This window comes from Curvibacter sp. T50 (assembly GCF_057219955.1).
Map to the genome: position 1 here is coordinate 1,654,489 of NZ_JBXVVU010000001.1, position 12,510 is coordinate 1,666,998.

At 66.4% G+C, this 12,510-nt stretch carries 13 protein-coding genes; 7 read left to right on the forward strand and 6 right to left on the reverse strand.

The annotated features are described in order from the left end of the window. Positions 1-9 precede the first annotated feature (9 nt). A complete protein-coding gene (locus tag AC2EBU_RS07875; RefSeq protein ID WP_484609807.1) occupies positions 10-627 on the reverse strand; it encodes a nucleotide-binding protein in 618 nt (205 codons plus the stop codon). A 43-nt stretch (positions 628-670) separates the two neighbouring features. Here AC2EBU_RS07875 and kefC point away from each other — a divergent pair, with 43 nt between their 5' ends. Then, the gene (gene kefC, locus AC2EBU_RS07880; protein WP_484609808.1) at positions 671-2,509 is read left to right on the forward strand and encodes a glutathione-regulated potassium-efflux system protein KefC; all 1,839 of its coding nucleotides are present in this window, start codon (positions 671-673) and stop codon (positions 2,507-2,509) included. Between the two features lie 57 nt (positions 2,510-2,566). On the opposite strand, the gene AC2EBU_RS07885 is transcribed toward kefC, so the two are convergent. Further along, entirely contained in the window at positions 2,567-3,322 is a 756-nt protein-coding gene (locus tag AC2EBU_RS07885; protein ID WP_484609809.1) for a sulfite exporter TauE/SafE family protein, read from the reverse strand. Between the two features lie 17 nt (positions 3,323-3,339). Here AC2EBU_RS07885 and AC2EBU_RS07890 point away from each other — a divergent pair, with 17 nt between their 5' ends. Next, complete coding sequence (locus AC2EBU_RS07890; protein ID WP_484609810.1) at positions 3,340-3,978, forward strand: trimeric intracellular cation channel family protein; 639 nt, start codon at positions 3,340-3,342, stop codon at positions 3,976-3,978. Positions 3,979-4,002: 24 nt separating this feature from the next. On the opposite strand, the gene AC2EBU_RS07895 is transcribed toward AC2EBU_RS07890, so the two are convergent. Both AC2EBU_RS07895 and pcaF read right to left on the reverse strand, forming a co-directional pair. Next, complete coding sequence (locus AC2EBU_RS07895) at positions 4,003-4,542, reverse strand: GNAT family N-acetyltransferase (protein WP_484609811.1); 540 nt, start codon at positions 4,540-4,542, stop codon at positions 4,003-4,005. Then, positions 4,539-5,741 (reverse strand): 3-oxoadipyl-CoA thiolase, encoded by a 1,203-nt coding sequence (gene pcaF / locus AC2EBU_RS07900; RefSeq protein ID WP_484609812.1) that lies wholly within the window; start codon positions 5,739-5,741, stop codon positions 4,539-4,541. The genes AC2EBU_RS07895 and pcaF overlap by 4 nt, the downstream gene beginning before the upstream one ends. A gap of 115 nt (positions 5,742-5,856) precedes the next feature. Here pcaF and AC2EBU_RS07905 point away from each other — a divergent pair, with 115 nt between their 5' ends. Beyond that, on the forward strand, positions 5,857-6,291 hold the full coding sequence (locus AC2EBU_RS07905; RefSeq protein WP_484610142.1) for a DUF1841 family protein: 435 nt from the start codon (positions 5,857-5,859) through the stop codon (positions 6,289-6,291). Between the two features lie 142 nt (positions 6,292-6,433). Here the strand turns inward: AC2EBU_RS07905 and AC2EBU_RS07910 are convergent, their stop codons facing one another. Then, a complete protein-coding gene (locus AC2EBU_RS07910) occupies positions 6,434-7,096 on the reverse strand; it encodes a c-type cytochrome (RefSeq protein WP_484609813.1) in 663 nt (220 codons plus the stop codon). A gap of 112 nt (positions 7,097-7,208) precedes the next feature. On the opposite strand from AC2EBU_RS07910, the gene AC2EBU_RS07915 reads away from it, so the two are divergent. The 3 genes from AC2EBU_RS07915 to AC2EBU_RS07925 are packed head-to-tail and all read left to right on the forward strand — an operon-like array spanning position 7,209 to position 9,839. Beyond that, entirely contained in the window at positions 7,209-8,051 is an 843-nt protein-coding gene (locus AC2EBU_RS07915) for an AAA family ATPase (protein WP_484609814.1), read from the forward strand. After that, positions 8,048-8,644 carry a GNAT family N-acetyltransferase gene (locus AC2EBU_RS07920; protein ID WP_484610143.1) on the forward strand — a complete coding sequence of 199 codons (597 nt, stop codon included), beginning with the start codon at positions 8,048-8,050 and terminating at the stop codon, positions 8,642-8,644. The genes AC2EBU_RS07915 and AC2EBU_RS07920 overlap by 4 nt, the downstream gene beginning before the upstream one ends. Positions 8,645-8,654: 10 nt before the next feature. Further along, positions 8,655-9,839: a vWA domain-containing protein gene (locus AC2EBU_RS07925; protein WP_484609815.1), complete on the forward strand. Its 1,185-nt coding sequence runs from the start codon at positions 8,655-8,657 to the stop codon at positions 9,837-9,839. Positions 9,840-9,844: 5 nt separating this feature from the next. Here the strand turns inward: AC2EBU_RS07925 and AC2EBU_RS07930 are convergent, their stop codons facing one another. Beyond that, positions 9,845-10,387 (reverse strand): hemerythrin domain-containing protein, encoded by a 543-nt coding sequence (locus AC2EBU_RS07930; protein WP_484609816.1) that lies wholly within the window; start codon positions 10,385-10,387, stop codon positions 9,845-9,847. 204 nt (positions 10,388-10,591) lie between these two features. Between AC2EBU_RS07930 and AC2EBU_RS07935 the strand changes: the two genes are divergently transcribed. Further along, a complete protein-coding gene (locus tag AC2EBU_RS07935) occupies positions 10,592-12,475 on the forward strand; it encodes an autotransporter assembly complex protein TamA (RefSeq protein ID WP_484609817.1) in 1,884 nt (627 codons plus the stop codon). The last annotated feature ends 35 nt before the right edge of the window (positions 12,476-12,510 follow it).

Genomic DNA, 12,510 nt, shown 5'->3' on the forward strand with positions numbered 1-12,510 from the left:
CAGGCGACTTCAGCGCTCCAGCCAGTCAATGATCCCCTGCCATTGCTCCAGATCGCGCGCGACCCGGCCCGGCGCAACGTCGAACAAGGTCAGCCCCTGCGCCGACAGATGAACATAGTTCTGGGTATCGCGCAGGAAACCCAGCACCGGCAGGTTCAGGCTATCGAAAAAATCCTTCAGCCGTTCGGCCGCCAGGGTGCGTGAATCGACACGCATGCCCACCAGACCGATTTGCAGGCGCTGTGCATGGCGAAACTCGGCCAGTTGGTCGACAAATTCGCGGGTCGCATGAATGTCGAAAATGCTGGGCTGCACCGGAATCAGCACTTTGTCGGCCAACCGCATGACCTCTTTGTAACGCCAGCCATGCAATCCGGCCGGTGTATCCAGCACCACGTGTGTCGTGCCCTTGGGCGGTCGTGCGACTTGATCATGCGATGTCGCCCAGGTTCCGATGGGCCGCGCCGCCACCGGCCGCCACTGCAGCCACAGCCGCGCCGACTGCTGCCGGTCCACGTCACCAAGCATGACAACGTGGCCGCGGCTGGCGAAATAACCGGCTACATGGGTGGCCAGCGTGGACTTGCCCACGCCGCCTTTGGGATTGGCAACCACGACAACCGGCATGACGGGCTCCTGAATCGGGTCGGACTTCCGGTATGTTACCGACATGGAACACCTGCCCGCCTGGCTGGGCTACAGCCTCACCTACCTGGCCGCCGCCGTCGTGGCCGTGCCCCTGTTCAAGGCTCTGGGTCTGGGCAGCGTGATGGGTTACCTGGTGGCCGGCCTGGCCATCGGGCCCTGGGGCCTGGGCCTGGTGGACAACGTGGAGGACACGCTGCACTTTGCGGAATTCGGGGTGGTGCTGATGCTGTTTCTGGTCGGACTGGAGCTGGAACCCCGCCGGCTGTGGAGCCTGCGGCGTCCGATCTTCGGCTGGGGCAGCCTGCAGGTGCTGGCCTGCGCCGCCGTGCTGGCCGGCCTGGCCCTGCTGCTGGGCGTGAAATGGAAGGTGGCCGTGGTCGCTTCCCTGGGGCTGGCGCTGTCGTCCACCGCCATTGCGCTGCAGGTGCTGGCCGACCGCAACCTGTTGCGCACGCCTTCGGGCGAAGCGGGTTTCTCGATCCTGCTGTTCCAGGACGTGGCGGCCATCCCCATTCTGGCGCTGGTGCCGCTGCTGGGCAGCGTGTCCGAGCGCGACGACACCACGCTGTGGGTCGAGGCGCTGCGCTCGGTCGGCGCCATCGTCGCCATCGTGGTCGGCGGACGCCTGCTGTTGCGCCCGCTGCTGCGCTGGATCGCCCGCAGCCGCACGCCGGAGATTTTCACGGCGGCGGCGCTGCTGCTGGTGGTGGGGACGGCCGCGTTCATGCAGGCGGTCGGCCTGTCGATGGCGCTGGGCGCCTTTCTGGCGGGCGTCCTGCTGGCCGAGAGCGAATTCCGCCGCGAGCTGGAGACCGATCTCGAACCCTTCAAGGGCCTGCTGCTGGGCCTGTTCTTCATGGCGGTCGGCATGACCATCGATCTGGGCGTGCTGGCGGCGTCCCCGGGCCGGGTGGCCCTGGTCCTGGGTCTGTTCCTGCTGGTCAAACTGGTGGTGATCGGTGCGCTGGCGCGCCTGATGCGCCTGCCACGGCCGGAACGCCCGCTGTTCACCCTGCTGCTGGCGCAGGGCGGGGAATTTGCCTTTGTGGTGTTTCAGGCCGCGGTGGGCGCCCGGGTGTTCCCGGCGAAGACGGCCTCGCTGCTGACGGGCGCCGTCGCGCTGTCCATGCTGCTGGGCCCGCTGCTGCTGTGGCTGGTGGACCGCTACCTGCAGCCCAGACTGGACCGGCGCCCCGGCCCGACCCCAGAGCCGCTGAACACACCACAGGAGGCGCCGGTCATCGTGGCCGGGTTCGGACGCTACGGCCAGATCGTCTCGCGGTCGCTGATGGCCTGCGGCCTGTCCGTCACGGTGCTGGACCACGACGCCGAACTGATCGAGCAGACCCGGCGCTTCGGCTTTCGGGTGTTCTACGGCGACGCCACCCGGCTGGATCTGCTGCGCACCGCCGGCGCCGCGCAGGCCCGTGTGCTGGTGGTGGCGGTGGACGACAGCGCCCAGTCGCTGGCCATCGTGGACCTGGCGCGCGCCCATTTCCCGGCGCTGAAGATCGTGGCCCGGGCGCGGGACGTGACGCACTGGTACGCGCTGCGCGACCGGGGGGTGGAACACATCCAGCGCGAACTGTTCGAAAGCAGCCTGGCCAGTGCGGGCGACGTGCTGCAACTGCTGGGCCGCGACGCCGCCACCGCCGCCCAGGCCACGCAGCGTTTTCGCAGCCACAACCTCGCGCTGCTGGAGGAGACCTACCCGCTCCACAAGGACGAGGCCCGCCTGATCGCCGCCGTCCGCCAGGGCCGTCAGCAGTTGCAGGAGCAACTGGCACGCGAGCGCGAAAGTCGCGGACCGGATCGGGCCGGCGCGGAACCGGCCGCCACGCCGCCCGCGCCGAAATTCTGATCAAAAAATGCCATTACCCAGCGTGGAATGGTCATTGTTTGCTATGGATTCAGGACTTTACGCCACCGCATCCCACAGCAGCTTGAGCCCGGTGAGCGCCATGCCGACGTACACAAACCGGTAAAACAGCGCCGGCTGGATTCGTCGCGCGATGCGCACACCGATCCCCACCCCCAGCGGCGCCAGCGGCAGCAGCACCATCGACGTGGCGAAGTTGCGCAGGTCCAGCAGGCCCAGCCAGGCGTAGGGCAGCCATTTGGCGAGGTTGATGAAAAAGAAGAAAAACGCCATGGTGCCGGTGAACAGCACCGGCGACAGCCGCAGCGGGATCACGTAGGCGTTGATCGGCGGGCCGCCCGCATGGGCGATGAAGCTGGTAAAGCCCGAGGTGGTGGTCAGCAGCGCCCCCAGCCAGCGCGGAGGGGGCGGACTGTCCGGCCGCGGCGGAAACAGCAGCCGCTGCGCCAGAAACAGCAGCGTGAAGCCCCCGACGATGCCCGCCACCACTTTGGCGTCCAGCACCCGGAACAGCAGGGTGCCAATCCCCACGCCCACCAGACCGAACGGCAGCAGAAAACGCAGCAGCCGGCGGTCGACATCCTTTCGGAAGGCTGCCATGCCCATCAGGTCCATCACCAGCAGCACCGGCATCAGGATGGCCGCGGCCTGCGGCACCGTCACGGCCAGCGCCATCATCGGGACGGCCAGCGATCCGAAGCCGGCACCAAAGCCGCTTTTGCTGATGCCCAGCAGCAGCACGGCCGGCACGGCGACGGCATAAAAGAACGGATCGGTGATCAGGGTCAGGGCCATGGGGAGACAATCCTCGCATGAATGGCGTTCAGCATTGGGGCGAAGGAGTGCGGTTGCTGGTGGAAATCGCGGCCACCGCCGCGTTTGCGCTCTCCGGCGTGATGGACGCGGCGCGCAAGCGCCTGGACGCCGTGGGCGTCTGTGTGGTGGGTTTCCTGGCGGCCTTCGGCGGCGGCACGCTGCGCGACCTGCTGCTGGACCAGCGCCCTTTTTTCTGGGTGCGCCATGTGGACATGCTCTGGGGCGTGCTCGGCCTGTGTGTGCTGGCCATGCTGCTGCTGCGCCACCGGCACTTCGAGCTCACCGAAAAAGCCATCCAGTGGCCGGACGCGCTGGGCCTGGGCCTGTTCGCCGCCGCCGGCACCCACGAGGCGCTGGCCGCCGGCCTGCCCGGCATTGTGGCGGTGCTGATGGGGGTGATCACCGGTGTGTTCGGCGGCGTGCTGCGCGACGTAGTCTGCAACGAAATCCCCACCGCCTTCAGCGACCACCGCCCCTATGCCGTCTGCGCCTTTGCGGGCGGCTGGGTCTATGTCGCCTTGTGGCACAGCGCCGCACCCGGCTGGGCCGCCCTGCTGGGCTGTGTGCTGATCACCGCCGGGCTGCGGGCGCTGGCGTTGTGGCGCAACTGGCGCCTGCCGGCCTGGCAAGCCTGAGCACGGCCCGTTCCAGGGCGGCATTCAGCGCAGACACAACCCCATGTGGATCTTGGCCAGCGGTTGGCCGTCCACCCGGATCGCATCGGGCTGCATGCCGAAGACGGTGAAGCCGCATCGCTGGTACAGCGTCAGCGCAGCCGTGTTGCCCTCGGTCAACGTCAGGTCCAGTTGGTCCAGCCCGGGCAGTGCGCGCGCCTGCGCCAGCAAGACCGCCATCAGCGCCTGCCCCAGCCCGCGCCGGGCGGCTTCGGGCGCCACATACAGGCCCACCACGGTGGCGTTGTGGCGTTCCTTGGCGCGGTAACGCCCCTGCAGTCCGACGGTACCGACCAACGCGTCACCGAGAAATCCACCCAGGAAAAAGTCGTGCGGCCGCTGCGGGTCGTCGCGCAGCCGCGCCTGGGCCCAGGCCAGCGGCCGGGACTGCTCCTCCTCCAGGCTGGACGTGAAGGCCTGCGGGTGTTCGCGCAGGCCGCGCAGCCGCAACGTGCAGTAGCGGGCAGCATCCTCTTCCAGCAGGCGCCGCACCGGCAGCGGAGTCGCCGGTGCGTCCGGGCTCACACCCGCTCCAGCACCAGCGCGATGCCCTGTCCGACCCCGATGCACATGGTGCACAGCGCATAGCGCCCGCCCGTTGCGTGCAGCCGGTTGATGGCCGTGGTGGCCAGGCGCGCGCCGCTGGCACCCAGCGGATGACCCAGCGCAATGGCACCGCCCCAGGCGTTGACCCGGGCGTCGTCGTCGGCCAGCCCCAGCAGGCGCAGCACCGCCAGGCCTTGTGCGGCAAAGGCTTCGTTGAGTTCGATCACGTCGATCTGCGCCAGGCTCAGGCCCGTCAGCGCCAGCACTTTTTCCGTGGCCGGTGCCGGGCCGATGCCCATGATGCGCGGCGCCACACCGGCGGTGGCCATGCCGACCACGCGGGCGCGGGGGGTCAGGCCGTTTTTCGCAGCCGTGGTCTCGTCGGCCAGCAGCAACGCGCAGGCACCGTCGTTCACGCCGGAGGCGTTGCCGGCGGTGACGCTGCCGTCCGGGCGCACCACCCCCTTGAGTTTGGCGAGCGACTCCAGGCTGGTCTTGCGGGGGTGCTCATCGGTGTCGACCACGATGGCATCCCCTTTTTTCTGCGGGATCGTCACCGGGCAGATCTCGCGCGCCAGGTGCCCGGCTTCAATGGCCGCCACGGCCCGCATCTGGCTGTTGAGCGCCATCCGGTCCTGGGCTTCCCGCTCGATCTTGTAGTCCACCGCCACGTTTTCTGCGGTTTCGGGCATGGAGTCGACGCCGTACTGGGCCTTCATCAGCTTGTTGACAAAACGCCAGCCGATGGTGGTGTCGTAGACCGCGTTGGCGCGCGAGAAGGCGCTTTCGGCCTTGGGCATCACAAACGGGGCGCGGCTCATGCTTTCCACGCCGCCGGCGATCATCAGGCCCGCCTCACCGGCCTTGATGGCGCGCGCTGCCGTGCCCACCGCGTCCAGGCCGGAACCGCACAGGCGGTTGATGGTGGCACCGGGCACCTCCAGCGGCAGGCCGGCCAGCAGGCTGCTCATGTGCGCGACGTTGCGGTTGTCTTCGCCGGCCTGGTTGGCGCAGCCATACAGCACATCGGTGACGGCTTGCCAGTCCACCTGCGGGTTGCGCGCCATGAGCGCCCGCAGCGGCACGGCGCCCAGGTCGTCCGTGCGCACGCTGGACAGCGCGCCGCCGTAGCGGCCGATGGGGGTGCGGATGGCGTCGCAGATATAGGCTTGGGTCATGGGGTCTCCAGGGTCTTGTCGGTCAAACCGCGGCGCCAGTGCACCACGCGGGAACCTGCGACTGTAACCAAGGCCCGGCGTGGGGCACGGTGGCTGGGCGACAATCCCGACCATGCTGATCCAGCCCTCCCAAGCCGACGTGCGCCGCTTTTTCTGTGGCGTGTACACAAAATCCCGCGCGGGCCAGCCCCTGGAAGCGATCGAAACCCTGGCCAGCCTGTGGATCGACGAGCACCCGGAATACCACGCCGATCTGGCGGATGTGGACGAAGCGTTACGCCAGATGCGAACGGTGGATCCTGCCCGCGACAACCCGTTCCTGCACCTGTCGATGCACCTGTCCATCAGCGAGCAGTGCAGCATCGACCAGCCCCGTGGCATCCGCCAGGCGGTGGAACTGCTGGCCCGTCGCCGCGATTCGCTGCACGACGCCCACCACGGCGCGATGGACTGCCTGGGCCGCATGATCTGGGAAAGCCAGCGCGCCGGCCGCATGCCCGACGGCGCGGCCTACATCGCCTGCGTGCAACGCCAGGCCACACGCGACTGAGCCTGGGCGGCAGCAGGAACCTTCTTTAATTCGATTTTTGTAGCAAAAAGTGACCTTTTTCCGCCGGGTATGGTCAGTTTCGGCAGAAATATTCGAAAAAAAGCCCGCCGAAGCGGGCCTGGTGCGCTGCGCAACGCGCCGGTCAGCGAAACTTCTGCTGGGGGATCGTCTTGAGGTCGCCGTCCAGCGAGGCCAGGTACTGCGCCATCGCCTTGAGCTCGGCATTCGAAAACTGCTTGGCCACGCCACCCATCACGCCATTGCTGCGACCCCAGGTGTGCTGCCCTTCGACTTTGTAGGACTTGAGGGCCACAAACAGGTAGTCGGCAAACTGGCCGCCCAGCTTGGGGTAGCTGGGGTCGATCGGTTTGGAGAAGTTGTCACCGTGGCAGGAGGCACACGCGCCCTTCTTGAGCAACTCCGCAACCTTGGCCGACGGCTCCTTGCCGCCTTTGCCGGCGCCCTTCTGCCCTGCGCCATGCTGGGCATAGTAGGCGGCAACATCCGCGATGTCCTGATCGGTCAGCGAATCGGCGATGCCACGCATCGAAGGATGTTTGCGCTCGCCTTTGCGGTAGGCGGCCAACGCCGAGGCAATGTATTTTTCGTTTTGACCGGAGATCATGGGCACCCGGTACACCTCCGGAAAACTGGCCTGATAACCGGGGATACCATGGCAGCCGATACACATGGCAATCTTTTTCTCACCGGCCTTGAAGTCCCCCTTGACTTCCTGGGCCTGTGCGGCAAAGGAGGTCACAGAAGCGACAGCAATGGTCAGGACACGGGACATCAGCTGGTTCATTTTGCGCGCACAATCGTTGGTGAAATTGGTCGAGGTTTGATAAATATCAAACCAAAATTATATAGAGGCCTTTCCCGTCTCCCGGCCTCGTGTTTTCCATAAAGACGTCCTCATGAAATTCAAAGGCTCCCAGAACTACGTTGCCACCCAGGACCTGATGCTGGCGGTCAACGCCTCCATCACCCTCAAGCGCCCGCTGCTCGTCAAGGGCGAGCCGGGCACCGGCAAGACCATGCTGGCCGAAGAAGTGGCCCAGGCGCTCGACATGCCGCTGCTGCAGTGGCACATCAAGTCCACCACCAAGGCGCAGCAGGGCCTGTACGAATACGACGCGGTCAGCCGCCTGCGCGACTCCCAGCTCGGTGACGAGAAGGTCAAGGACATCCACAACTACATCGTCAAGGGCGTACTGTGGCAGGCCTTCACGGCCGACCGGCCGGTGGCGCTGCTGATCGACGAAATCGACAAGGCCGACATCGAGTTTCCCAACGACCTGCTGCGCGAGCTCGACCGCATGGAGTTCTACTGCTACGAAACCCGCGAACTCGTCCGTGCAAAAAACCGGCCGCTGGTGTTCATCACGTCCAACAACGAAAAAGAGCTGCCCGACGCCTTCCTGCGCCGCTGCTTTTTCCACTACATCAAGTTCCCTGACGCCGACACGATGCGCCAGATCGTCGATGTGCATTTCCCGACCCTCAAACGGGACTTGCTCGCGGTTGCGATGAAAACCTTCTACGACGTGCGCAATCTGCCCGGCCTGAAGAAAAAGCCTTCGACCAGCGAGTTGCTCGACTGGCTCAAGCTGCTGGTGGCCGAGGACATTCCGCTTGAAGCCCTGCAAAGCACCGACAGCAAGGTGTCGGTGCCGCCGCTGGTCGGCGCGCTGCTCAAGAACGAGCAGGATGTGACCTTGTTTGAGAAGCTGGTGTTCATGAACCAGCGCAACCGCTGATGTTTGTCTCCAGTGTCACTCTGCGCGGTCGGGGCCTGCGGCTTGAACCGCTGGCGGTCGACCATGAAGCGGGGCTGCGCGAGGCTGCGGCCGATGGCCAACTGTGGAACTTGCGCGTCACGTCGGTACCCGAACCGGAGAACACCCGCGCCTACATCGAGACCGCCTTGCAGATGCGCAGCGAGGGGCATCGTTTCGCCTTCGCGGTGATCGATGAGGCCAGCGGGCGCGTGCTCGGCAGCAGCAGTTACCACGACATCCTGCCGGCCGTAAAGCGGGTGGAGATCGGCTACACCTGGTACGCCCGCAGCGTGCAGCGCACCCACGTCAACACCACGGCCAAGCTGCTGCTGATGACCCATGCCTTCGAGACCCTGGGTTGCCACGTGGTGGGCTGGCGCACCGACAACTTCAACTTTGCCTCCCAGCGCGCGATAGAACGTCTGGGCGCCCGCAAGGACGGCGTGATTCGCGGCCACGCGCTGCGCCGCGACGGCACCATCCGCGACACCGTGATGTACAGCATGCGCGCCGGCGAATGGCCCGAGGCGAAGGCGCAGCTGCTGTACCTGCTGGACCGGCACCCGGCGTGAGGAACCCGCCATGCTGATCGACTTCTTCTACACCCTGCGCGCCGCCAAACTGCCGGTTTCCGTCAAGGAATTCCTCACCTTGCTGGAGGCTCTGGAGGCAGACGTGGTCGGACCACGCTCGGACGCCTGCACGATCGACGACTTCTACTTTCTCTCGCGCACCGCGCTGGTGAAAGACGAGAAGCACTTCGACAAATTCGACCGAGCCTTTGCCGCCTACTTCAAGGGCGTCGACATGCTGGCCGACTTCACCAAGGAAATTCCCCAGGACTGGTTGCGCAAGGTGCTGGAGCGGGAGCTGACCCCCGAGGAAAAGGCCGCCATCGAGAAGATGGGTTGGGACGAGCTGATGGAGACGCTGAAGAAGCGGCTGGAGGAGCAAAAGGAACGCCACGAAGGTGGCAGCAAATGGATCGGCACCGGCGGCACCAGCCCGTTCGGGCACGGCGGCTACAACCCTCAGGGCATCCGCATCGGCGGCAAAGGCGGCAACAAGTCGGCCGTCAAAGTCTGGGACCAGCGCGCCTACCGGGACTATGACGACACGCAGGAGCTGGGCACCCGCAACATCAAGGTCGCCTTGCGGCGCCTGCGCCGCTTTGCGCGCGAGGGGCATGAGCTCGAACTCGACCTGCCCGACACCATCCGCTCCACCGCCGCCAACGCCGGCTGGCTGGACATCCGCATGGTGCCCGAGCGCCACAACAACGTGAAGGTGCTGCTGCTGATGGACGTCGGCGGCACAATGGACGAGCACATCCAGCGCGTCGAAGAACTGTTTTCCGCCGTCAAGAGCGAATTCAAGCACCTGGAGTTCTACTACTTCCACAATTGCGTCTACGACTTCATGTGGAAGAACAACCGCCGCCGCTTCGCGGAGAAATTCCCGACCTGGGACATCATCCGCAAGTACAACAAGGACTACAAACTCATTTTCGTCGGCGACGCAACGATGAGCCCGTACGAGATCCTGCAGCCTGGCGGCAGCGTGGAATACAACAACGAAGAGGCTGGCGCCGAGTGGCTGCAGCGCCTGACCCACGCGTTTCCAAAATTTGCGTGGATCAATCCCGAACCGCAGGGCGTGTGGCAATACCGCCAGAGCATCGCCGTGGTGCAGCAACTGATGAGCCAGCGCATGTACCCGCTGACCCTCAAGGGGCTGGAGGATGCGATGCGGATGCTGACCAAATAGGCGCCTCAGCCCCGCCGGCGGGCCTGCATTTCGGCACCGATGCGGGCCAGGCGATCCGCGTCCAGGCGCGCCCGCGCCGCCGGGTAGACAAGGTTTTCCTCGGTGGCGATGTGGGCATCGTAGCCGTGTCTGAACGTATCCAACACCGCGTGGGTTGCGGCATCGAGCGGCGATGGTGCCGGATGGTCGCGCCAGGTGAGCAAAATCGCGCGAGCCTCGGTCCAGCGAGTGGCCATCGCCAGGTGGTCGTCCTGCAGGTCGCGCACGGCCTGCACAACTGCAGGGTCACCGCAGTCCGCCAGCGCCGCAAACACATGCAATTCCTCGTCCTCGTGGTGCAGCGGCGCCGCGATATCGAAGTACCGCAGCACGTCGGCCGCGGCCGAGCGCGACTGCGCGTCATGTCCGTGGATTTTGACGTGCGTGATGATCCGGCCCAGCAGGGCCAGGCTGCGGCGGACACGGTCATGGCAGGCCATGAGCAGTTCAAAAGGCTGGTCAAAGCCAGCAGCCGGGCTGTCGAAACCGGGAAACGGTGAGGTGTTCATGGGGGGCTTGGTTGGCATCCCGATTGTGCTCCGGCTGGTACAGTGGCAACGCTGTTGACTTCGCTACGAATGCCCCCAACGTTCCCATCTGCCCTGCTCACGCTGTTGACGGGGTTCCTGCATCGACCCGCGAAGCCGAACGGGCCACCCCCCAGACGCGGCAGCCCGTGCGCTGCCCCGCCCGGCGGCGCTCCGATTGCCGCCTTGATCATTCTTTCTGCCCTGCTCGGGGGGGTGCCTGCACGAGCGGCCGGTCCAGACTCGATGCCGGATTCAGCCGCCAGGTCCGAGGGACCCCGCGCCCCCGAATCGGGCCCCGGTGCCGCTTTCGAGCTTGATATCGACGCCCCGGGCGAGCTGGCCGATTTCCTGCGCCGCCACCTTGAACTGCTGCGTTACCGCAGCGTGCCGGACCTCGACCTGCGCGAGCGGCAGGCTCTGCTGGCAGCGGCTGAAGTCCAGACCCGGGAACTGCTGGCAACGCGCGGGCATTTCGCGCCACGGGTCACGTCGGGCCAGAAATACGGCCCACCGGTGGGTGGCACCACTCAGCCAAACGGCACGAACCAGGCTCCCGTGCACCTGTGGTTGCGGGTCGAACCCGGTCCGGTTGCCGTGGTGGAGCGGGTCGGCATCGACTGGGCGGGCCCCGTCTCCAGCGAAGGTGCCGAGACCAGCCGTCGCGCCGCGCTGCGCGAAAGCTGGAACCTGCCGCCCGGAACCCCCTTCAGCCAGGTTGCCTGGGACGAAGCCAAGACCGCGCTGCTGCTCGCGGTGAGCGCGCGCCGCTATCCGCGTGCCCGTCTGGCCGATACCCTGGCCGACGTGGACCCGCAAAGCCACCGCGTCGTACTGCACGTCACGGTAGATCCCGGTCCTGCCGTAAGCCTGGGTGAACTCGCTGTCACCGGCAACCAGCGCATCGATGCGGACCTGATCCGCCGCCTGACCCGTTTGCGACCCGGCATGGAGTACGACCGCAACGAGGTTCTGGCCGCCCAGCAGCGGTTGGTGGAAAGCGGCTATTTCGATTCCGCCTTCGTGACGGTCGACCATCAGGGCGATCCGCAGGCGGTCCCGGTCAGGGTCGAGTTGCGCGAAGCGCGCCGTCAGAAACTGGTCCTGGGTGTCGGCGCCAGCACCGACAGCGGTGCCCGCCTGTCTGCCGTCCATACACACCATATGGTGCCCCTTGTGGGCTGGCGCGCAGTCACCAAGCTGTCCACAGACAGGGAGCAGCGCCAGTTCGGCAGCGAATGGCTCAGCCCCCCGGATGACGGCGGCTGGCGCTGGGCTGTCGCGGGCGAGCTGCGTCGCGAGGCGGCCGCCAGCTACCGGATCGACGCGCGCCACCTGCGTCTGGGCCGAACACTGTCCAGCCGCGAGACCGATCGCAATTACTTCTTGCAGATCGAACGGGCCCGCACGGAAGGCGCACCGACTGCGGTGCTGAATTCCCAAAGCGCCAATGCCGTCAGCGTCAACCTGGCGTTGACCCGGCGCCGCTTCGACAGCCTGCCATTTCCGGCCGACGGCGACGGGATGGCCCTGGAGCTGGGCGGAGGGTGGACACTGGATGGCCAGCGCACCCCCTTCGCCCGTGCCATGAGCCGTTGGACCCATTATTGGCCTCTGGCGCGCCACCCCCGCAGCGGAAGGGCCGAGGGCCTTGCCGGTCGCGTGGTCACCCGACTGCAACTGGGGGGGGTACTGGCCCGCGGCGACGCCGGGCTGCCGGCGACGCAATTGTTTCTGGCCGGCGGCGACGCGAGCGTCCGCGGTTACGGTCTCAACGAAATTGGTGTCCGGCAATCCGATGGGAGTGTCGCGGCCGGCCGCTTCCTCGCGGTGGGCAGTGTCGAATTGCAGCGGCCCATCCTCACGAACGGTCGCCTCAGCCCCTGGGAATGGGTGCTGTTTGTCGATGCCGGTGCGGTGGCCAACCGGGCATCCGAGCTCAAGGCACACACCGGCACCGGTGCGGGTGTGCGCTGGCGCAGTCCGGTCGGGCCGCTGCAGATGGATCTGGCCTGGGGCAGCGAAACGCGCAAGCTGCGGCTGCACCTGAACGTGGGGTTTGTGTTCTGAGAGCCCTCCTGTCTCTTCTTGGCCGCGGTCTGGGC

Bases quoted from the DNA above. Each gene is read 5' to 3' on its own strand.
- AC2EBU_RS07875 (WP_484609807.1), bottom strand. From the start codon at position 627: ATGCCGGTTGTCGTGGTTGCCAATCCCAAAGGCGGCGTGGGCAAGTCC.
- kefC (WP_484609808.1), top strand. From the start codon at position 671: ATGGAACACCTGCCCGCCTGGCTGGGCTACAGCCTCACCTACCTGGCC.
- AC2EBU_RS07885 (WP_484609809.1), bottom strand. From the start codon at position 3,322: ATGGCCCTGACCCTGATCACCGATCCGTTCTTTTATGCCGTCGCCGTG.
- AC2EBU_RS07890 (WP_484609810.1), top strand. From the start codon at position 3,340: ATGAATGGCGTTCAGCATTGGGGCGAAGGAGTGCGGTTGCTGGTGGAA.
- pcaF (WP_484609812.1), bottom strand. From the start codon at position 5,741: ATGACCCAAGCCTATATCTGCGACGCCATCCGCACCCCCATCGGCCGC.
- AC2EBU_RS07910 (WP_484609813.1), bottom strand. From the start codon at position 7,096: ATGAACCAGCTGATGTCCCGTGTCCTGACCATTGCTGTCGCTTCTGTG.
- AC2EBU_RS07915 (WP_484609814.1), top strand. From the start codon at position 7,209: ATGAAATTCAAAGGCTCCCAGAACTACGTTGCCACCCAGGACCTGATG.
- AC2EBU_RS07925 (WP_484609815.1), top strand. From the start codon at position 8,655: ATGCTGATCGACTTCTTCTACACCCTGCGCGCCGCCAAACTGCCGGTT.
- AC2EBU_RS07930 (WP_484609816.1), bottom strand. From the start codon at position 10,387: ATGAACACCTCACCGTTTCCCGGTTTCGACAGCCCGGCTGCTGGCTTT.